This is a genomic window from Pedococcus badiiscoriae (genome assembly GCF_013408925.1).
Taxonomy (GTDB): domain Bacteria; phylum Actinomycetota; class Actinomycetes; order Actinomycetales; family Dermatophilaceae; genus Pedococcus; species Pedococcus badiiscoriae.
Window position 1 is genome coordinate 2987784 of sequence record NZ_JACCAB010000001.1, and the last position, 20222, is coordinate 3008005.

Annotated in this window: 16 protein-coding genes; all 16 read left to right on the forward strand. The window is 70.5% G+C overall.

The genetic code is table 11. From position 1 onward, the window contains the following. Positions 1 to 29: 29 nt before the first annotated feature. The 16 genes from BJ986_RS14095 to pyk all read left to right on the forward strand — a co-directional run bounded on the left by BJ986_RS14095 (position 30) and on the right by pyk (position 20211). Positions 30 to 1376 carry an FAD-dependent monooxygenase gene (locus tag BJ986_RS14095; protein WP_179422659.1) on the forward strand — a complete coding sequence of 449 codons (1347 nt, stop codon included), beginning with the start codon at positions 30 to 32 and terminating at the stop codon, positions 1374 to 1376. Between the two features lie 104 nt (positions 1377 to 1480). Continuing rightward, positions 1481 to 3529 (forward strand): spermine/spermidine synthase domain-containing protein, encoded by a 2049-nt coding sequence (locus BJ986_RS14100; RefSeq protein WP_179422661.1) that lies wholly within the window; start codon positions 1481 to 1483, stop codon positions 3527 to 3529. Between the two features lie 92 nt (positions 3530 to 3621). Then, entirely contained in the window at positions 3622 to 3987 is a 366-nt protein-coding gene (gene hisI, locus BJ986_RS14105) for a phosphoribosyl-AMP cyclohydrolase (protein ID WP_337795335.1), read from the forward strand. After that, positions 3984 to 5537: an anthranilate synthase component I gene (locus BJ986_RS14110; protein ID WP_179422665.1), complete on the forward strand. Its 1554-nt coding sequence runs from the start codon at positions 3984 to 3986 to the stop codon at positions 5535 to 5537. The genes hisI and BJ986_RS14110 overlap by 4 nt, the downstream gene beginning before the upstream one ends. Next, complete coding sequence (locus tag BJ986_RS14115) at positions 5534 to 6133, forward strand: Trp biosynthesis-associated membrane protein (RefSeq protein ID WP_179422667.1); 600 nt, start codon at positions 5534 to 5536, stop codon at positions 6131 to 6133. The genes BJ986_RS14110 and BJ986_RS14115 overlap by 4 nt, the downstream gene beginning before the upstream one ends. A 49-nt stretch (positions 6134 to 6182) precedes the next feature. Then, a complete protein-coding gene (locus BJ986_RS14120) occupies positions 6183 to 6443 on the forward strand; it encodes an HGxxPAAW family protein (RefSeq protein WP_179422669.1) in 261 nt (86 codons plus the stop codon). Between the two features lie 151 nt (positions 6444 to 6594). Continuing rightward, positions 6595 to 7389 carry an indole-3-glycerol phosphate synthase TrpC gene (trpC, locus tag BJ986_RS14125; RefSeq protein ID WP_179422671.1) on the forward strand — a complete coding sequence of 265 codons (795 nt, stop codon included), beginning with the start codon at positions 6595 to 6597 and terminating at the stop codon, positions 7387 to 7389. Beyond that, entirely contained in the window at positions 7386 to 8657 is a 1272-nt protein-coding gene (gene trpB / locus BJ986_RS14130) for a tryptophan synthase subunit beta (protein WP_179422673.1), read from the forward strand. Before trpC ends, trpB begins: the two co-directional genes overlap by 4 nt. Continuing rightward, positions 8654 to 9472 (forward strand): tryptophan synthase subunit alpha, encoded by an 819-nt coding sequence (gene trpA, locus BJ986_RS14135; RefSeq protein WP_179422675.1) that lies wholly within the window; start codon positions 8654 to 8656, stop codon positions 9470 to 9472. The genes trpB and trpA overlap by 4 nt, the downstream gene beginning before the upstream one ends. Continuing rightward, on the forward strand, positions 9469 to 9951 hold the full coding sequence (locus BJ986_RS14140) for a DoxX family protein (protein ID WP_179422677.1): 483 nt from the start codon (positions 9469 to 9471) through the stop codon (positions 9949 to 9951). The genes trpA and BJ986_RS14140 overlap by 4 nt, the downstream gene beginning before the upstream one ends. 67 nt (positions 9952 to 10018) lie before the next feature. Beyond that, on the forward strand, positions 10019 to 10795 hold the full coding sequence (locus tag BJ986_RS14145) for a DsbA family protein (protein WP_179422679.1): 777 nt from the start codon (positions 10019 to 10021) through the stop codon (positions 10793 to 10795). A gap of 97 nt (positions 10796 to 10892) precedes the next feature. Beyond that, positions 10893 to 11579: a hypothetical protein gene (locus BJ986_RS14150; RefSeq protein ID WP_179422680.1), complete on the forward strand. Its 687-nt coding sequence runs from the start codon at positions 10893 to 10895 to the stop codon at positions 11577 to 11579. A 62-nt stretch (positions 11580 to 11641) separates the two neighbouring features. Beyond that, a complete protein-coding gene (gene lgt / locus BJ986_RS14155) occupies positions 11642 to 12517 on the forward strand; it encodes a prolipoprotein diacylglyceryl transferase (protein WP_179422682.1) in 876 nt (291 codons plus the stop codon). A gap of 137 nt (positions 12518 to 12654) precedes the next feature. Continuing rightward, entirely contained in the window at positions 12655 to 17199 is a 4545-nt protein-coding gene (gene gltB, locus BJ986_RS16480; RefSeq protein WP_179423915.1) for a glutamate synthase large subunit, read from the forward strand. Beyond that, positions 17192 to 18646, forward strand: coding sequence for a glutamate synthase small subunit (locus BJ986_RS14165; protein WP_179422684.1), 1455 nt, complete (start codon positions 17192 to 17194; stop codon positions 18644 to 18646). The genes gltB and BJ986_RS14165 overlap by 8 nt, the downstream gene beginning before the upstream one ends. 113 nt (positions 18647 to 18759) lie before the next feature. Beyond that, positions 18760 to 20211 (forward strand): pyruvate kinase, encoded by a 1452-nt coding sequence (gene pyk, locus BJ986_RS14170; protein ID WP_179422686.1) that lies wholly within the window; start codon positions 18760 to 18762, stop codon positions 20209 to 20211. Positions 20212 to 20222 lie beyond the last annotated feature (11 nt).

Consider the following 20222-nt stretch of genomic DNA (forward strand, 5'->3'; position numbering starts at 1 on the left):
TGGCGCAACCCGCGGCGGAGACTTCGAGGGTGGCGTCTGGGATCGTCGTCGGTGCGAGCGTTGCGGGACTGCTGACCGCTCGAGTCCTCTCCGACCACCTGGACGACGTGGTGGTCCTGGAACGGGAACGGCTCACCGACTCCCCCCGCCCCCGCGGACACGTCCCCCAGGGCCGGCACCTCCACCTCCTGCTGATCGCCGGGCTGAACCGGTTGACCGAGTGGTTCCCGGGGATCGACGACGAGCTCGAACGACTGGGGGCGGTGCGGATCGACGGCAGTCGCGCGTGGGTCTACCAGGCAGGTGGCTACCGCGCGCAGGGCGACTGGGGGCCGTCCGCGCTCAGCCTGACGCGACCGCTGCTGGAGCAGGTCCTCCGTCGCCGGATCGCCTTGCTGGACAACGTGACCCTTGAGGACGGCGTGCTCGCGAGTGGGCTCGACCTCACCGACGGACGAGTGACCGGGGTCGTGGTCGACGGTGTGTCACGACCGGCCGACCTGGTCGTCGACTGCTCCGGCCGCTCCTCGCGGATCGCCCACCAGCTGGAGGAGTCGGGTGTGCTTGTGCCACCGGTGTCGCGGGTGAGCATCGACTGCGCCTACACGAGCGGCTTCCTTCCGCGGTCCCGCGACGACTTCGAGGGCACCTTCGTGGTTTGCGGCACCTCACCACCGACGTCGTTCCGCGCCGGTGCGGTCATGCCCGTGGAGGGGGAGCGGTGGATGGTCACATTGGCCGGGGTGCACGGCGACCCACCCGGAACCAGCGAGGACGAGGTGCTGGCCTTCGCGCGCAGCCTGTTGTCACCGGCGGTGGCCCAGCTGCTCGAGCGGGCCGGCCCGCTGTCGGACGTGGCGGCATACCGGTTCCCGTTCAGCCAGCGCCGGCACTACGAGAAGGTCGAGCGGCTCGTGCCGGGGCTGCTCACCCTCGGCGACGCGGCGTGCAGCTTCAACCCCATCTACGGGCAGGGCATGTCGTGTGCCGCCCTCCAGGCCGCGGCACTCGATACCACGGTCCGCGAGGTGGGGGCCCACTCGCCGGACCTGCCGAGACTCTTCCACCGACGAGCCGCCACGATCATCGACGCACCGTGGTCGATCGCCGTGGGGGCGGACTTCCTCCACCCGGACACGGTCGGACCGAAGGCCAAGGGGACGGATGCGGTCAACCGCTACGTCCTGCGGGTCGTGAGGGGGACCCACACCTCGGTCAGGCTGGCGAAGTCGTTCAACCTGGTGCTCAACCTCGTGGAGCCCACGGCCTCGCTGCTGCGGCCGTCGGTCGTCGGCAGGGTGGTCGCAGCATCCGTCCCGGGACCGCACCGGGCGGCCCCGGTGGGGCACCCGCGCGTTGCCCCGCCGGGTGAGTGAGCCGGAGCAGTAGCGCCAGGCAGCAGGCCGCCGGAACGCCCGACAGCCCGAGCCAGTTGGTACGTTGCCCTCGGTCAGCGCCGACCGGCATACGAGGGGTAGTCATGCGACAGGAACAGGAACGCGAGGTGGGCGAGCCCGCGGCCGTTCGGTCGTGGCTGCGCCTTCGCACCCCGGGGGACCGAGCCAGGCTGGTCCTGGCCAGTGCCCTGATGCTGTTCGTGGAGCTGGCCCTGATCCGCTGGACGTCGTCGAACAACCTCTACCTGGTCCACATGACCAACTTCGTCCTGCTGGCGAGCTTCCTCGGCATCGGGCTGGGGTTCCTGCGGGCCAGAGCCGGGCGCGACCTCTTCCCCCTCGGTCCGGTCCTGCTCGCGACCCTGGTCGCATTCGTCCTGGCCTTCCCGGTGCGCACCGGCACCGGGCGCGGTGGCCAGTGGCGGCTGATCGGGATGTTCGACTGGGCGCCGCTTCCTCGCTGGCTCAGCCTCTCCGTGATCTTCGCTCTCACGGTCGCGACCCTGATGGCTCTGGCGCAGGAGGTGGCGCGGACCTTTGCCCGGTTCGAGCCACTCGAGGCCTACCGGCTCGACGTGGTCGGCAGCCTCACCGGCATCGCCTGCTTCGCGGCCCTGTCGTTCCTGCGGTTGCCGCCGCTGGGGTGGGGACTCGTGGCCGCAGCCGTCTTCGTCGTCCTGCTCGGGCGGCGGCTGCTGTCGCCGTGGCGCGGGCCGGTGATCGCCCTGGCTGTCCTGGTCCTGCTGCTGGGCACCGAGTCCCTGGTCGGCAGCTTCCAGTGGTCGCCCTACTACAAGATCCACACCACCCAGCTCGCCGGCGGCATGTTCCGGGTCGAGGTCAACAACACGCCGCTCCAGACCGCGCTCCCGGTGGCCGACATCCGGCGCGACTCGCCGTTCTACCTCTACCCCTACACCTACGCCGGCTCGCGCGACGACGTGCTCGTCATCGGCGCGGGGACCGGCAACGACGTCGCGGTGGCGCTTGCCCAGGGCGCCAAGCGGGTCGACGCCGTCGAGATCGACCCGGCGATCATGCAGCTCGGGCGCGACCACCACCCCGACCGCCCGTACTCCGACCCGCGGGTGACGACCCACGTCGACGACGGTCGGGCGTTCATGGAGCGCACCGACCGCCGGTACGACCTGATCCTTCTCGCACTCCCGGACTCCGCGACGATCGTCACCGGCCAGTCCGCGCTGCGACTGGAGAACTACCTCTTCACCACGCAGGCCCTGAAGCGGGCGCGTGCGCTGCTCAAGCCCGGCGGCACGTTCGCGATGTACAACTACTACGAGCCGTGGCTGCTCGACCGCTACGCCAACACGGTGCGCACCGTCTACGACGCCGCCCCCTGCGTGCAGCTCGGACCGAGCTACGGACCGCGCCAGCAGGCCGTGCTCACCCTGCGCAAGGACGCCAGCACCGGCGGCTGCACGACGACCTGGTCACCACGGACCACAGCCCTCGAGCCATCGGTCGACGACCGTCCGTTCCCCTACCTCGGCACCCGCACCATCCCGTCCTTCTACCTCTGGATGCTCGGCCTGGTGCTGCTGGCGTCGACCGTCGCGGTGCGCACCGTGGCGGGGCCCTTGCGCACCATGCGGCCGTACGTCGACCTGTTCTTCATGGGCGCCGCCTTCCTCTTGCTGGAGACGAAGAACGTGGTGCAGTTCGCGCTCCTCTTCGGCACCACCTGGGCGGTGAACGCGGCGGTCTTCGCCGGGGTGCTGCTGAGCGTCCTCGCCGCCATCGAGGTGGCCCGCCGCGTCACCATCCCTCGCCCCATCCTCTTGTATGCCGCGTTGCTGGCGGCTCTCGCGGCCGCCTGGCTGATCCCGCAGGACGCTCTGCTCAACCTCTCGCTGGTGCCCCGGTTCCTGGCCGGGGTGAGCATCGCGTTCGCGCCGATCTTCATCGCCAACCTGCTCTTCGCGGTGCGGTTCAAGGGCGCTGGCTCCAGCACGGTCGCCTTCGGGGCGAACCTCCTCGGTGCGATGGTGGGCGGCGCCCTGGAGTACCTCGCGCTGATCTTCGGCTTCAACACCCTGCTCGTGGTGGTGGCCCTGCTGTACGGCGCGGCGCTGCTCACCGGCCGCAAGCACCTCGTGCACCCTCGGGTCTGAGGTGGTCCGCGGCGGGTCCCAGCCCACCCCGGCATACCTGACGCATGGTGGGCGGCCCGACCGCGGTGGTCCGCACACGGCAGAATGGTCGGGTGACCTCCCCAGCAGTCCTCGACCCGGCCATCGCGGCGCGCCTGAAGCGCGACGCGCAAGGACTCGTGGCAGCGATCGTCCAGCAGCACGACACCGGCGAGGTGCTGATGCTCGGCTGGATGGATGACGAGGCGCTGCGCCGCACGCTCGGTGAGGGACGCGTGACGTTCTGGTCGCGCAGCCGTGGCGAGTACTGGCGCAAGGGCGACACCAGCGGCCACGTGCAGTGGGTGCGTTCCGTGGCCCTCGACTGCGACGGCGACGCGCTGCTGGTGCGGGTCGACCAGGTGGGGGCCGCCTGCCACACCGGTGACCGGAGCTGTTTCGACGCCGATGACCTCGGCGCGGCGGCGGGGTCGCCGTGAGCGACGTCAGCCCCGACCTGTCCTTCGGCACCACCTGGCCCAGTCTCGAGACCTTCCAGATCCTCGCCAAGGACCGTCGGGTCATCCCCGTGGTGCGCCGGCTGATGGCCGATGCCGAGACGCCGGTCGGGCTCTACCGCAAGCTCGCCAAGGATGCGCCCGGCACATTCCTGCTCGAGTCGGCGGAGCACGGCGGCGTCTGGTCCCGGTACTCCATCGTGGGTGCGGCGAGCCGGGCGACGTTGACGGAGAAGGACGGTCAGGCCCACTGGGTGGGGGAGCCGCCCGTCGGGGTCCCCACCGGTGGCAGTCCGCTCGACGCGTTGCGCGACACCGTCGCCGCGCTGGCGACAGAGCCGATCGAGGGCCTGCCACCCCTCACCGGCGGCATGGTCGGTGCGATCACGTATGACGCGGTGCGGCGTTGGGAGCGGGTGCCGGACGCGCTTCCCGACGAGCTGGGGCTGCCCGAGATCTCGATGATGCTCGCCACCGACCTGGCGGTGCTGGACCATGCCGACGGTTCCGTGCTGCTCGTGGCCAACGCCATCAACTACGACGCGACCGACGAGCGGGTCGAGGACGCCTGGGCCGACGCCGTGGGCCGCCTCGACGTGATGACCGCAGACCTCGCCGCCCCGGCGCCGAGCACGGTGGCGACGGTCGACCAGGACGAGTTCCGCCGGGCCCGCGACGAGGTGCGCAGCAACCTGACCCAGGCCGACTTCGAGGAGATGGTCGAGCAGGCGAAGGAGGACATCAGGTCGGGTGAGGTCTTCCAAGTCGTTCTGTCGCAACGGTTCTCGACTCCGTGTCGGGCCGATGCCCTCGACGTCTACCGCGCGCTGCGGTCGTCCAACCCGAGTCCGTACATGTACCTGGTGCGACTCCCGGCAGGTGACGACACGGCATACGACGTGGTCGGCTCGTCGCCGGAGGCGCTGGTCAAGGTGACGGGTCGCCGAGCGATCACACACCCGATCGCGGGTTCGCGCCCGCGAGGCAAGACCCCGGAGGACGACCAACGGCTCGCCGAGGACCTGCTCGCCGACCCCAAGGAGCGGTCCGAGCACGTCATGCTCGTGGACCTCGGTCGCAACGACCTGCAGCGAGTCTGCGAAGCGGGCACCGTGGACGTCGTCGAGTTCATGAACGTCCGCCGCTACTCCCACGTGACCCACCTCGAGTCCACCGTCGTGGGCGACATCCGCCCCGACCGGTCGGCCTACGACGTCCTCGTCGCGACGTTCCCGGCCGGCACCTTGTCCGGCGCGCCGAAGCCGCGCGCGCTCAGCCTGATCGAGCACTACGAACCCAGTCGCCGGGGGGTCTACGGAGGCGTGGTCGGCTACCTCGACTTCCACGGAGATCTCGACATGGCCATCGCCATCCGGACCGCGGTCATCAAGGACGGCGTCGCGCACGTGCAGGCAGGAGCCGGGATCGTCGCGGACTCCGTGCCGACGGCCGAGTTCGAGGAGACCGTCAACAAGGCCGCGGCCGCCCTGCGCGCCGTCGCCACCGCCGCTGCCCTGAGGACCGTCCAGTGACCAGCTCCCGTCTGACGTCGAAGCTGTCCGTCGTGCTGCTGGCCCTCGTGGGTGCCGCAGTCCTGCTGGTCGGGGCCGGCCGGGTCTGGGTGAGCGGCACGGTCAACGACGCCGTCCTCGGAGCGAGCCGCATCTCCGGCACCGGCAGTGAGGTCGCCTCTGGCGTGGTGGCTCTTGCGCTCGTGGGCGCTGCTGCGGCCCTGGCCAGCGCCACCAGCGGGGCCTTGGTGCGACGGGTCACCCTGGTGGTCCTCGCGCTGGCTGGTGCTGCGGAGTGTGCCGTCGCGGCGCGGGTGGCGCTGTCTCCGGCGAGCTCGCTGGGGGCCATCGCCGCGAAGGCGGCAGGCCGGACCGGCTCCCTCGAGACCCATGCCACGGCCTCGGCCTGGCCAGTGGTCTGCGTCGTCGCCGCGCTCATGCTGGTGCTGGCCGCCGTCGCAGGGTGGGTCGGCGCCGTCAGGTGGCGCGGCCTGGGGGCCCGGTACGAGACCCCGTCCACCTCGGCGGGTGCCCGTGGACAGCGCGTGGCGACCGACTGGGACCGGCTCGACGCCGGCGACGACCCCACTCTGCGCGACCCGTCCGCGGGCACCTGACAGAATGGGCATCGAACCCCACCGCGACGAGCACGCAGGAGCCACCCCCATGGCAGAGCACGAGATCCACGAAGAGGACCACGGACACAGCATCGCCGCCTGGACGGCCGTGATCATCATCCTCGTCGGGTCCGCTCTGGCGTCCTTGGCGGTGGTCCTGACCAGCACGCCGTTGTTCGTCATCGGCCTGGTCATCTGCGCCCTCGGGGCCGTCGCGGGCAAGGTCCTGTCGATGGCCGGCTACGGCGCCGTGACGGTCAACGGACCCGACGCCCCCGAGACCGGCAGGCCCGAGGTCGGGGTCAACTGACCCCCGGCAGCCCTCGGGCTGCCTGGTTGGCTGCCTGGTTGGCTGACCTGCTCCGTTCGAGGTCAGCTCGCCGACCAGGGCCGGGCGTCCGGCCCGGTCCACCCGCTGACCCGTGCAGGGACCGTCCGGTTCTGCTCGATAGCCTGTGGTCATGCCCACCGTGCTCGACGACATCGTCGCTGGCGTCCGCGAAGACCTCGCCGACGCGCAGGCCGTCATCCCGCGCTCCCGCATCGAGGAGCTCGCGGCTGGGGCTGCCCCTGCACTCGACGCGGAGGCCGCGTTGCGGCGCCCAGGACTGGCCCTCATCGCCGAGGTGAAGCGGTCCAGCCCGAGCAAGGGGGCGCTGGCGGCCATCGCCGACCCGGCTGCCCTGGCCGCGGACTATGAGGCCGGAGGTGCGACCGCGGTGAGCGTCCTGACCGAGCGGCGCCGCTTCCACGGCTCGCTCGAGGACCTCGACGCGGTCCGCGGGGCCGTGCGGATCCCGGTACTGCGCAAGGACTTCATGGTCGAGGACTACCAGCTGTTCGAGGCACGGGCGCACGGCGCCGACCTCATCCTCCTGATCGTCGCCGCCCTGGCCCAGGACGACCTGGTCCGCATGCATCGGCTCGCTCACGACCTCGGGATGACCGCGCTCGTCGAGGTGCACGACGAGGAGGAGACCCGTCGCGCCGTCGATGCGGGGGCCTCCGTGATCGGCGTCAACGCACGGAACCTCAAGACCCTCGCCGTCGACCCGGACACCTTCGGTCGGCTGGCCCCGCTGATCCCCGACTCCGCGGTCAGGGTGGCCGAGTCGGGCGTCGGCGGCCCCGACGACGCGGCCCGGTTCGCGCGTGAAGGCGCGGACGCAGTCCTGGTGGGCGAGGCACTGGTGCGGGGCAACGACCCCCGCCGCGCGGCATACGAACTCATCGCGGCAGGAGCCCCGACATCATGAGCGACCTGACCCCAGAACCACTGGCCCGCCCCGGTCGCTTCGGCGAGTTCGGTGGGCGCTATGTCCCCGAGGCCCTGATCCCGGCCCTCGAGGAGCTCGACGAGGCCCGCCGTAAGGCGATGGTCGACCCCGAGTTCATGGGCGAGCTCGAGCGGCTGCACCGCACCTACACAGGACGTCCGAGCATCATCACCGAGGTGCCACGGTTCGCCGCCCACGCCGGGAACGCGCGGATCATCCTCAAGCGGGAGGACCTCAACCACACGGGCTCCCACAAGATCAACAACGTCCTCGCCCAGGCGCTGCTGACCAAGCGGATGGGCAAGACCCGCGTCATCGCCGAGACCGGCGCAGGCCAGCACGGGGTCGCCACGGCCACCGCCGCGGCCCTGATGGGCCTCGAGTGCGTGATCTACATGGGCAAGGTCGACACCGAGCGCCAGGCCCTGAACGTCGCCCGGATGAAGATGCTCGGCGCCGAGGTCGTCCCAGTCCCCACAGGCAGCGCGACCCTCAAGGACGCGATCAACGACGCCTTGCGCGACTGGGTCACCAACGTCGGCAACACCCACTACATCCTCGGCACCGTCACGGGGCCGCACCCCTTCCCCGAGATGGTGCGCGACTTCCACCGGGTCATCGGTGTCGAGGCTCGCGCCCAGGTGCTCGACCTCACCGGACGACTGCCTGACGCCGTGATCGCCTGTGTCGGCGGAGGATCCAACGCCATGGGCATCTTCCACCGCTTCATCGACGACGCCGGCGTGCACCTGATCGGGATCGAGGCCGGGGGAGAGGGCGTCGAGTCGGGCAGGCACGCCGCGAGGTTCGCAGCCAGCTCGCCGGGGGTGCTGCACGGCACGTTCAGCTATCTCATGCAGGACGACGACGGCCAGACCCTCGAGTCGCACTCCATCTCCGCGGGGCTGGACTACCCGAGCGTCGGACCCGAGCACGCCTATCTGCGCGACACCGGGCGCGCCGAGTACCGCTACGCCACCGACGCCGAGACCATGCACGCGTTCGAGCTGCTCTGCCGCACCGAGGGGATCATCCCCGCGCTCGAGTCGGCCCACGCCCTCGCCGGGGCGCTCGAGGTCGGCCGCGAGCTCGGACCGGACGCGCTGCTGCTGGTCAACCTCTCCGGCCGTGGTGACAAGGACATGCACACGGCGGCGGAGTACTTCGGCCTCCTCGACGGCGAGGCGACTCCGGAAGGCACCGCCGACGAACCGCGCGCCGAAGGCGACGGAAGGACCCAGCTGTGAGCCCCACGACCACCGACCTCGGGGTCGGTCGCGTCCTCGAGCAGTGCCGGGCCGAGAACCGTGCCGCCCTCGTCGGCTACCTCCCCGTCGGCTTCCCCTCGGTCGAGGGCTCGGTCGAGGCCATGGTCGCGATGGTGGAGGCCGGTGTCGACATCGTCGAGGTCGGCATCCCCTACAGCGACCCCCTCATGGACGGCCCCGTGATCGCCTACGCGGCCGACCAGGCACTCAAGCGCGGGGTCAGGGTGAACGACGCGTTCACCGCCACCCGTGCCGTGCGGGACGCCGGAGCGCCGCCGCTGGTGATGTCCTACTGGAACCTCATCCTGCGCCACGGCCCCACCGCTTTCGCTCGTGAGCTCGCTGCGGCGGGTGGCGCCGGCATCATCACGCCCGACCTCATCCCGGACGAGGGAGGGGAGTGGATCGCGGCGAGTGAGGAGACCGGCCTCGACCGCGTCTTCCTCGTCGCGCCGAGCTCGACGGAGCAGCGCATCGCGGCTGTGACGGAGCAGTGCCGTGGCTTCGTGTATGCCGTGTCGCACATGGGCGTGACCGGGGCCAGGACGTCCATGGGAGACGCCGCCGCCGTCATCGTGAACCGCACCAAGGCAGTGACCGACAAGCCGGTCTGCGTGGGTCTGGGGGTGTCCGGTGGTTCCCAGGCGGCGGAGGTGGCGGCCTACGCGGACGGCGTGATCGTGGGTTCGGCCCTGGTGCGCTGCCTGACCGAGGCGGAGGATCTCGCGGGCGGGATCTCAGCCCTGCGCGCGCTGGTCGGCGAGCTGGCTGAGGGCGTCCGGAGCGGGCGTTGACCAGGAGCGCCGAGGCGACTCCGCGGCTGCGCGATCTCATCGGGCTCCTCGCCCGGCTCGTCCTCGGCGGCGTCATCCTCGCGGCTGGGCTGCTCAAGGTCGGGCACCTCGAGACCTCGGCGCGCTCGGTGCGGGCGTACCAGCTGCTGCCCTACGACGTTGCGGGCTACGTCGGCTACGGACTGCCGATCCTCGAGATCGCGGTCGGAGCACTGCTGATCCTGGGGTTGTTCACCCGTTTCGCCGCCGTGGTGGGCGGGCTGCTCATGCTGGTGTTCATCGCCGGGATCGCCTCGGCCTGGGCGCGCGGGCTGTCCATCGACTGCGGATGCTTCGGCCACGGGGGAACCATTGCGGCCGCCCAGACGCAGTATCCGCAGGAGATCGCCCGCGACGTCGGGCTCCTCCTGTGCGCCGCCTGGCTCGTCGTGCGGCCTCGAACAGCCTTCAGCGTCGAGCGGTTCCTGTTCCCCGAGTAAGACGGCACCGGGTCGACAGCCCGACTGACCAGCAGCATCCCGATCAGCACCACGAGAGGCCCCACGCATGACCAGCAGCAGCGCCAGCCGCAAGGCCAAGATCCAGGCCGCAGCGCCCAAGGGTTCGCTCCGCAGCGGCCAGGGCGGGGGCAAGGGCCCGAACCGCGTCGTCGTGGCCACCGTCGTGGTCGTGGTGGTGCTCGCCGCGGTCATCACCGCAGTCATCCTGGGCAGCCACGGCAAGCAGGCAGCCACGACGGCCGGGGGCTCGACCCTGCCCAAGGGCGTCGCCGCCATGGGCGCCGGGATCGTCGTCAACCCGGGGGCCCCGGCCACCGTGCCGACGCTCGACCTCTACGAGGACTTCCAGTGCCCGGTGTGCGCGCGGTTCGAGGACATCTTCGGCCTGCAGGTCGTCGACATGGTCAAGGCCAACCAGATCAAGCTGGTCGCCCACCCGCTGTCCTTCCTCGACGACAACCTGCACAACGACTCCTCGAAGCGTGCGGCCAATGCCGCGGCCTGTGCGGCGGACGCCGACAAGTTCCTGCAGTACCACGCGGCGACGTTCCAGGGTCAGCCCTCGACGGAGGGGGCCGGTTACACCGATGCCCAGCTCAAGCAGTTCGCCGTCCAGGCCGGGTTGGGTGGACCGACCCTCACCACCTGGGACCAGTGCTATGCAGCCAAGGCGCACAACCAGTGGGTCGAGTCGGTGCAGACGCAGTCCGAGAAGGACGGCGTCAACGGCACCCCGACGCTCAAGCTCAACGGCAAGGCGGTGGCCCTCGCCGGGCTCACCCGTGACACCCTCGCGGCACAGGTGAAGGCCGCAACCAAGTAGTCCGCTAGAACCCTGTGCAGGTCTGCGGCTCAGACATGTAGGGTCCACCCATGACTATGAACATGGGGGATCTAGGGCGAAGGTCCACCACCGGCGCGTGCCTCGTCTTCTGACGGCCGTGACGGCTGCCGTGCTCCTCACGGCAGCCGGCACCGGTTGCAGCGCCGACAGCCCGGCTCCCGGTGCCACGCCGGCCTCCCAGGTGGCGACCTACCGAGCGCCGAGCGCCTATCGGGTGGGGGAGTCGAGGCTCCGACTCCTGGTCAATGAGCTGGACCCCGGCTCGCCACAGAGGCAGATCCTCGCTGACGGGCACGTGAGCCGGAGCGAGCTCGACCAGGCGTGGCGCGCTTATGCCGGGTGCGTGTCCGATGTCGGTTTCGAGGTGTCGGACCCTGTCTGGGACCCCGTCAGCAACGTCGAGCTGCTCTACACCTACCGCCGGGTGGGCGCTGCTCTGCCGTCGTCCGCTGGCGACCAGCAGCCGACCGAGCCGACCGACGAGGCCAGCCGGATCGACGACTGCGAGGCAAGCTACTGGTTTCCCGTGTGGGCGATCTATGCCGCGGACACCCCCACTCACATGACCCCGCTGCTGGCTGGCGCCGTGGTCGCGTGCATGTCCCGGCGGGGCTACGACGTGCGAGGCAGCACCGGTTTCGGGCAGGTGGTCGGGGCGAGGAACGGATACGCCGAGGGGGCCCGGGTCGAGGCGGGCCGGTCCTGCGTGTCGGAGGCGATGGCTGCGCACTATCCGGACCTTCCGTACCGTCCCATTCGGTGACTAGGTAGCCTCCCTACAGGCTGCGGTCGCGGTCGGCTCGGCAACGCTGAAGGGTTACTCGCATGGCTGTGCACGTGGGAGTCCCGGCGTCTATCCCCAGCCCGACGTCGGGCGTGTGGCACCTCGGGCCGTTCCCGGTCCGCGCCTACGCCATGTGCATCCTCGCCGGCATCGTGCTGGCCGTCTGGATCACCGGTCGGCGGCTGGTCGACCGCGGGCACGCCAGGGAGAAGGCCGTCGACATCTCGGCCTGGGCGGTGCCGTTCGGGATCGTCGGTGGTCGGCTCTACCACGTCATCACCACCCCCGACCCGTACTTCGGGCAGGGCGGCCACCCGATCAAGGCGCTGTACATCTGGGAGGGCGGGCTCGGCATCTGGGGCGCCATCGCGCTGGGTGCGGTCGGTGCCTGGATCGGCGCCCGTCGGCACGGCGTGCCCTTCCTCGACTACATCGACGCCGCCGCACCCGGGGTGGCCGTCGCCCAGGCCCTCGGCCGCTGGGGCAACTGGTTCAACAACGAGCTCTACGGTCGCGCGACCGACCTCCCGTGGGGCCTGACCATCCACCAGTGGGACCAGTCGGCCGGTCACGCCGTGGTGGACTCGAGCGGGAAGGCCGTGGTGCTCGGCACCTACCACCCCACCTTCCTCTACGAGTCGCTGTGGTGCCTGCTCCTCGCGCTCTTCCTCGTGCTGGCCGACCGTCGCTGGACGCTGCGCCGCGGGCAGCTCTTCGGCCTCTACGTGATGGGCTACCCCCTGGGCCGGATCGTCTTCGAGCTGATGCGCAGCGACCCCGCACACACCATTCTCGGCGCGCGCGTCAACGTGTGGACGAGCATCATCGTCTTCCTGATCGGAGTCGCCATCGTCTGGTTCGGGAGGCGCCGCGAGGTGGCCGTCCCGCGCGAAGCGGTGTCTCAGCATACGGAATGAGCAGGCTCACATGGCGGGACAAACGGCACTCGGGCTATCCTGCCTGCAGCCGTGGCCAAGGCCGTCCACGCGCGTGACCTGGTGTGCCCAACTTGGGTTCCACGACGCACTTCTCCCCCAAGGACGGTGACCCGAACGTGACTCGTGCGCGCTTCTCCGCCCAGCCTGCCGACACCGGCCTCTACCGCCGTGAGTTCGAACACGACGCCTGCGGTGTCGCCCTCGTGGCCACCATGCGGGGAAGCGCCGGTCACGACATCGTCGACCACGCCCTCACCGCGCTGCGCAACCTCGACCACCGCGGTGCCACCGGCGCGGACCCCCTCGTCGGCGACGGCGCAGGCATCCTCACCCAGGTGCCCGACGCGTTCCTGCGTGCCGTCGTGGACTTCGACCTCCCCGTCCAGGGGGCGTATGCCGTGGGCATCGCCTTCCTGCCGGGTGACCAGGCCGAGCGCACCCGGGTCGAGGCCCGCATCGAGGAGATCGCGGGCGAGGAGGGCCTCACCGTCCTGGGGTGGCGTGACGTTCCGGTGGCCGCGGAGCTCGTCGGCCAGGCGGCCCGTGACTGCATGCCGTACTTCCGCCAGCTCTTCGTCTCGGCGGCCGTGGGGCGCATGGTCGGGCTCGGGCTGGACCGCCTGGCGTTCTGCCTGCGCAAGCGCGCCGAGCGCGAGACCGAGGTCTACTTCCCGTCGCTGTCCTGTCGCACCCTCGTCTACAAGGGCATGCTGACCACGGGCCAGCTGGAGCCGTTCTTCCCGGACCTGTCCGACCGACGGTTCGAGACCCAGCTCGCGCTGGTCCACTCGCGCTTCTCCACCAACACCTTCCCCAGCTGGCCGCTGGCCCACCCCTACCGGCTCATCGCCCACAACGGTGAGATCAACACCGTCAAGGGCAACCGCAACTGGATGAGCGCGCGCGAGAGCCAGCTCCAGTCCGACCTGATCCCCGGCGACCTCGAGCGGCTCTTCCCGATCTGCACGCCGGGGGCGTCCGACTCGGCGTCCTTCGACGAGGCGCTGGAGCTGCTCCACCTCGGCGGTCGGCCGCTGCCGCACGCCGTCCTCATGATGATCCCGGAGGCGTGGGAGAACAACCACGAGATGGACCCGGCTCGCCGCGCCTTCTACGAGTTCCACTCGACCTTCATGGAGCCGTGGGACGGCCCGGCGTGCGTGACCTTCACCGACGGCTCGCTGATCGGTGCCGTGCTCGACCGCAACGGGCTGCGTCCGGGCCGCTACTCGGTCACCGACGACGGGCTCGTCGTGCTGGCGTCGGAGTCCGGGGTGCTCGACCTCGACCCGACCCGCGTGGTCCGCAAGGGCCGGCTCCAGCCCGGACGGATGTTCCTCGTCGACACCGAGCACGGCCGCATCGTCTCCGACGACGAGGTCAAGTCCCAGCTCGCCGCTCAGCACCCCTACGACGAGTGGCTGCACGCTGGTCTCATCCACCTCGACGACATGCCCGAGCGCGAGCACATCGTGCACACGGCCGCCTCCGTCGCCCGTCGCCAGCAGACCTTCGGGTACACGCAGGAGGAGCTCAAGATCCTGCTCACCCCGATGGCGAGGACCGGGGGAGAGGCCCTCGGCTCGATGGGCACCGACACCCCCATCGCCGTGCTGTCCGACCGCCCTCGCCTGGTCTTCGACTACTTCACCCAGCTCTTCGCGCAGGTGACCAACCCGCCGCTGGACGCCATCCGCGAGGAGCTCGTCACCTCGCTCGGCACGGTCATCGGTCCCGAGGGCAACGCCCTGGCGGCCGGCCCGGCCCACGCCCGCCAGGTGGTCCTGCCGTTCCCTGTCATCGACAACGACGAGCTGGCCAAGATCGTCCACGTCAACGCCGACGGCGACCTGCCCGGCTACGCCACCCACGTGGTCCGGGGCCTGTATGACGTGACCGGCGGTGCGGCTGCGATGACGGCGCGCCTCGAGGAGATCTTCGCCGAGGTGTCGGCGGCGATCGCCGAAGGCGCGCGGTTCGTGGTGCTCTCCGACCGCGACTCGGGTCGCGACTACGCACCCATTCCGTCGCTGCTGCTGACCTCCGCGGTCCACCACCACCTGATCCGCGAGAAGACCCGCACCCTCGTGGGCCTCGTCGTCGAGGCCGGCGACGTCCGCGAGGTCCACCACGTGGCACTCCTCGTCGGGTATGGCGCAGCGGCCGTCAACCCGTACCTGGCCATGGAGTCCGTCGAGGACCTCGTCCGGTCCGGCGCGATCGACGGCGTGACTCCCGAGCAGGCCGTCAAGAACCTCATCAAGGCGCTCGGCAAGGGTGTCCTCAAGGTCATGTCCAAGATGGGCATCTCGACCGTCGCCTCGTACCGCGGCGCCCAGGTGTTCGAGGCGCTCGGCCTCTCGCAGGAGCTGGTCGACCGCTACTTCACCGGCACGGTCAGCCAGCTCGGCGGGGTCGGTCTCGACGTCCTCGCCGCCGAGACCGCGGCCCGCCACGCCGCGGCATACCCTCCGGACGGGGTGCGGCTGCCGCACCGCAAGCTCGGCGTCGGCGGGGAGTACCAGTGGCGGCGTGAGGGCGAGCCGCACCTGTTCGACCCCGACACCGTGTTCCGGCTGCAGCACTCGACACGTCAGCGCCGCTACGACATCTTCAAGCAGTACACCCAGCGGATCGACGAGCAGTCCGAGCGGCTGATGACGCTGCGCGGCCTGTTCACCCTCGGTGGTTCCTCGCCTCGGCCCGCGATCCCGATCGAGGAGGTCGAGCCGGTCAGCGAGATCGTCAAGCGGTTCAACACCGGCGCGATGTCCTACGGCTCGATCAGCCAGGAAGCCCACGAGACGCTGGCCATCGCCATGAACCGCCTCGGTGGGCGGTCCAACACCGGTGAGGGTGGCGAGGACGTGGACCGGCTGATGGACCCTGAGCGACGCTCGACCATCAAGCAGGTCGCCTCGGGTCGCTTCGGCGTCACCTCGCTGTACCTCACGAAGTCCGGCGACATCCAGATCAAGATGGCTCAGGGAGCCAAGCCCGGTGAGGGCGGCCAGCTGCCCGGCCACAAGGTCTACCCGTGGATCGCGGCGACCCGGCACTCGACGCCGGGCGTCGGCCTGATCAGTCCGCCGCCGCACCACGACATCTACTCCATCGAGGACCTCGCCCAGCTGATCCACGACCTCAAGAACGCCAACCCCGAGGCCCGGATCCACGTCAAGCTCGTCTCCGAGATCGGCGTGGGCACCGTCGCGGCTGGCGTCTCCAAGGCGCACTCCGACGTGGTGCTCATCTCCGGTCACGACGGAGGCACCGGCGCGTCACCGCTCACCTCGCTCAAGCACGCGGGCGGCCCCTGGGAGATCGGCCTCGCCGAGACCCAGCAGACGTTGGTGCTCAACGGGTTGCGCGACCGCATCGTCGTCCAGTGCGACGGCCAGCTCAAGACCGGGCGGGACGTCGTCATCGCCGCCCTGCTCGGGGCCGAGGAGTTCGGGTTCGCCACGGCTCCGCTGGTGGTCAGTGGCTGCATCATGATGCGCGTCTGCCACCTCGACACCTGTCCTGTCGGCATCGCCACCCAGAACCCCGAGCTGCGCTCCCGGTTCTCGGGCAAGCCCGAGTTCGTCGAGACCTTCTTCGAGTACGTCGCCGAGGAGGTCCGCGAGCACCTCGCGGCCCTCGGGTTCCGGAGCATCGAGGAGGCGATCGGCCAGGTCTCCGCCATCGACGCGACCCGTGCGGTCAACCACTGGAAGGCCGCCGGCCTCGACCTGTCGCCGATCTTCACCGACGTGGAGAGCCCCGACGGCTCGGCCCGGCGCAACACCACCGGGCAGGACCACGGTCTCGAGAAGGCCCTCGACCACCACCTCATCACGATCGCGCGCGAGGCGATCAACGACGGCACGCGGGTCACGGGGGAGGTGGCCGTCCGCAACGTCAACCGCACGATCGGGACGTTGCTCGGCCACGAGGTCACGAAGGCGCACCCGCAAGGGCTGCCCGACGACACGATCAACCTGACCCTGCGGGGCTCGGCGGGTCAGTCGCTCGGCGCCTTCGTCCCGCGGGGCGTCACCCTGCGGCTGCTCGGGGACGCGAACGACTATGTCGGCAAGGGCCTCTCGGGTGGGCGGATCGTGGTCCGCCCCGACCGGGCTGCCCCGCTGCAGGCCGAGGCCAACGTCATCGCCGGCAACGTCATCGGGTACGGCGCCACCACGGGCGAGCTCTACCTGCGTGGCCTCGTGGGCGAGCGCTTCTGTGTCCGCAACTCCGGTGCCACGGCCGTCGTCGAAGGAGTCGGCGACCACGGCTGCGAGTACATGACTGGCGGCACGGTCCTCGTCCTGGGCCCCACCGGTCGCAACTTCGCCGCCGGCATGTCCGGGGGAGTGGCGTACGTGCTGGACCTCGACCCCGGACGCGTCAACACCGAGCTCGTCGACCTGTCGCCCCTGCGACCCGACGACGAGACGGTCGTGCGGGACCTGCTCGGCGCACACGTCGAGTGGACCGAGTCCCCTGTCGCAGCACGGCTGCTGGAGGACTGGGAGTCCACCAGGTCGCGCTTCACCCTCGTCCTTCCGCGGGACTACCAGCGCGTCCTGGACGTGCGCTCCGCCGCGGAGGCGGAAGGACTCGACATCAACGGCTCCGAGGTCTGGGAGCGGATCATGGAGGCCTCCCGTGGCTGACCCCCAGGGCTTTCTCAAGACGCGGGAGCGCGAGCTGCCGGCCCGCCGACCCGTGCCGGTGCGCATCCGTGACTGGAAAGAGGTCTACGAGGAGCAGGAGCTCGGACAGCTGCAGCGCCAGGCTGGTCGCTGCATGGACTGCGGGATCCCGTTCTGCCACAGCGGATGTCCGCTCGGCAACCTCATCCCCGAGTGGAACGACCTGGCCTGGAAGGGCGACTGGCGCGAGGCGATCGAGCGGCTGCACGCCACCAACAACTTCCCCGAGTTCACCGGTCGGCTCTGCCCGGCGCCGTGTGAGACGGCCTGCGTCCTCGGCATCAACCAGCCGGCGGTGACCATCAAGCAGATCGAGGTCACGACGATCGACCGTGCCTTCGACGCCGGGTACGTCCAGCCGCAGGCCCCCGAGCGCCTCTCCGGAAAGACCGTCGCGGTGGTGGGCTCGGGACCAGCCGGTCTCGCAGCCGCCCAGCAGCTGACCCGCGCGGGTCACACGGTCGCGGTCTACGAGCGTGCCGACAAGCCGGGCGGCCTGCTGCGGTACGGCATCCCCGAGTTCAAGATGGAGAAGTCGGTCCTCGACCGCCGGATCGCCCAGATGGAGGCCGAGGGCACCCGCTTCCGCAGTGGGGTCGACGTCGGTGGCGACGTCACCGGCAAGCAGCTGCGCGACCGCTACGACGCGGTGGTGCTCGCCATCGGTGCGACGGTGCCGCGCGACCTGCCCGTCCCCGGACGTGAGCTCGACGGCGTCATGCAGGCGATGGACTTCCTGCCCCCGGCCAACCGCGTCGCGCTCGGCGAGACCGTGGAGGGCCAGGTCACCGCGGAGGGCAAGGACGTCATCGTCATCGGTGGTGGCGACACCGGCGCCGACTGCATCGGCACCTCGCACCGCCAGGGTGCGCGCTCGGTCACCAGCCTCGAGATCATGCCGCAGCCGGGGGAGGAGCGGGTCGCGGGCCAGCCGTGGCCGACCTACCCGATGCTGTTCCGGGTCGCCTCGGCCCACGAGGAGGGTGGCGAGCGCGTCTACGCGACGTCCACCAAGGAGATCCTCGGCGAGGACGGCAAGGTCTGCGGGATCCGGGTCGTCGAGGTGCGCCTGGGCGACAAGGGGTTCGAGGAGGTCGAGGGCACCGAACGCGTGCTCCCGGCCCAGCTCATCCTGCTCGCGATGGGCTTCCTCGGTCCGCAGGGCCCAGGGGTCGTCGAACAGCTCGAGGTCGAGCTCGACGAGCGCTCCAACGTCAAGCGGGACAACGACTACATGTCCTCGGTGCCCGGTGTCTTCGTGGCCGGCGATGCCGGTCGCGGGCAGTCGCTCATCGTGTGGGCCATCGCCGAAGGGCGTTCTGCCGCGGCCGGGGTCGACCGGTTCCTGACCGGCGCCACCGCCCTGCCGCGTCCCATCAACCCGAAGGACCGCCCCCTGGTCGTCTGACCCACCTCGCTGGGTGGTGCACCCGGAGGTATGCCGCGACACGGCATACCAGCGGGTGTCCGCAGGGTGACCGGGGTCACGTTCGCCGGGAGTCGACCGCTAGGGTCGATGCCATGCGCCGCGCCAAGATCGTCTGCACCCTCGGCCCCGCAGTGTCCTCCCCCGAGCGCATCCGCGAGCTCGTCGAGGCGGGCATGGACGTGGCCCGGCTCAACCTCTCGCACGGTGAGTACGCCGACCACGAGAAGATCTACCAGGAGATCCGGCGAGCCAGCGACGAGATCGGTCACGCGGTGGGCATCCTCGTCGACCTCCAGGGCCCCAAGATCCGCACGGCGCGGTTCAAGGACGGCCCGGTCGAGCTGCTCAACGGCGCGGAGTTCACCATCACGACGCGCGACGTCGACGGGTCCGTGACCGAGGTCGGCACGACCTACAAGGGGCTCCCGGGTGACGTGAGGCCGGGCGACTCGCTGCTCATCGACGACGGCAAGGTCGCGCTCCAGGCCGTCGAGGTCACCGACACCGATGTCCGCTGCGTGGTGACCGTCGGCGGCACGGTGTCCAACAACAAGGGCATCAACCTGCCCGGAGTCGCCGTCTCGGTGCCTGCCCTGTCCGAGAAGGACAAGGAGGACCTGCGCTGGGCCCTGGGTCTGCGGGCCGACATGATCGCGCTGTCGTTCGTGCGCTCGGCCGCCGACCTGGACGACGTGCACGCCGTGATGGACGAGGTCGGCGTCCGGCTGCCCGTCATCGCCAAGATCGAGAAGCCCCAGGCAGTCGAGAACCTCGTCGAGATCATCGAGGCGTTCGACGGCGTGATGGTGGCCCGGGGAGACCTCGGGGTCGAGCTGCCGCTCGAGGAGGTGCCGATCGTCCAGAAGGAGGCCATCGAGATCGCGCGGCGCAACGCCAAGCCGGTCATCGTGGCCACCCAGGTGCTCGAGTCGATGATCGAGAACCCGCGCCCCACCCGGGCCGAGGCCTCGGACGCCGCCAACGCCGTGCTCGACGGGGCCGATGCCCTGATGCTGTCGGGGGAGACCAGCGTCGGCGCCTATCCGATCATCGCGGTGCAGACGATGGCCCGGATCATCGAGAGCACCGAGGAGCACGGGCTGGAGCGGATCCGGCCCCTCGGGACCAAGCCGCACACGATGGGCGGTGCCGTCGCGGCGGCGGCGGTCGAGATCGGTGAGCTGCTCGGCGCCAAGTTCCTCATCACCTTCAGCCAGTCCGGCGACACGGCCAAGCGGATGTCCCGCATCCGTCCGCGAATCCCCATGCTCGCGTTCACCCCTGAGCCGCACACCCGCTCGCGGCTCGCGCTGGCCTGGGGCATCGAGACCTACCTCGTGCCGATGGCCCGGCACACCGACCAGATGGCCCAGCAGGTCGACAAGTCGCTGCTCGCCTCGGGCCGCGTCCAGGAGGGCGACCTCGTCGTCATCGTCGCCGGCTCGCCCCCCGGCATCCCCGGGTCCACCAACGCGTTGCGCGTCCACAAGATGGGCGATGCGATCAACAAGGTGGCGCCGGCCTACGAGGACCTCGCCGACTGACCTCTCGCGTC

What these genes read in the sequence shown, in the direction of transcription:
- BJ986_RS14100 (WP_179422661.1), top strand. Translation starts at nt 1,481, where the DNA reads ATGCGACAGGAACAGGAACGCGAGGTGGGCGAGCCCGCGGCCGTTCGG.
- BJ986_RS14120 (WP_179422669.1), top strand. Translation starts at nt 6,183, where the DNA reads ATGGCAGAGCACGAGATCCACGAAGAGGACCACGGACACAGCATCGCC.
- trpC (WP_179422671.1), top strand. Translation starts at nt 6,595, where the DNA reads ATGCCCACCGTGCTCGACGACATCGTCGCTGGCGTCCGCGAAGACCTC.
- trpB (WP_179422673.1), top strand. Translation starts at nt 7,386, where the DNA reads ATGAGCGACCTGACCCCAGAACCACTGGCCCGCCCCGGTCGCTTCGGC.
- BJ986_RS14145 (WP_179422679.1), top strand. Translation starts at nt 10,019, where the DNA reads ATGACCAGCAGCAGCGCCAGCCGCAAGGCCAAGATCCAGGCCGCAGCG.
- lgt (WP_179422682.1), top strand. Translation starts at nt 11,642, where the DNA reads ATGGCTGTGCACGTGGGAGTCCCGGCGTCTATCCCCAGCCCGACGTCG.
- pyk (WP_179422686.1), top strand. Translation starts at nt 18,760, where the DNA reads ATGCGCCGCGCCAAGATCGTCTGCACCCTCGGCCCCGCAGTGTCCTCC.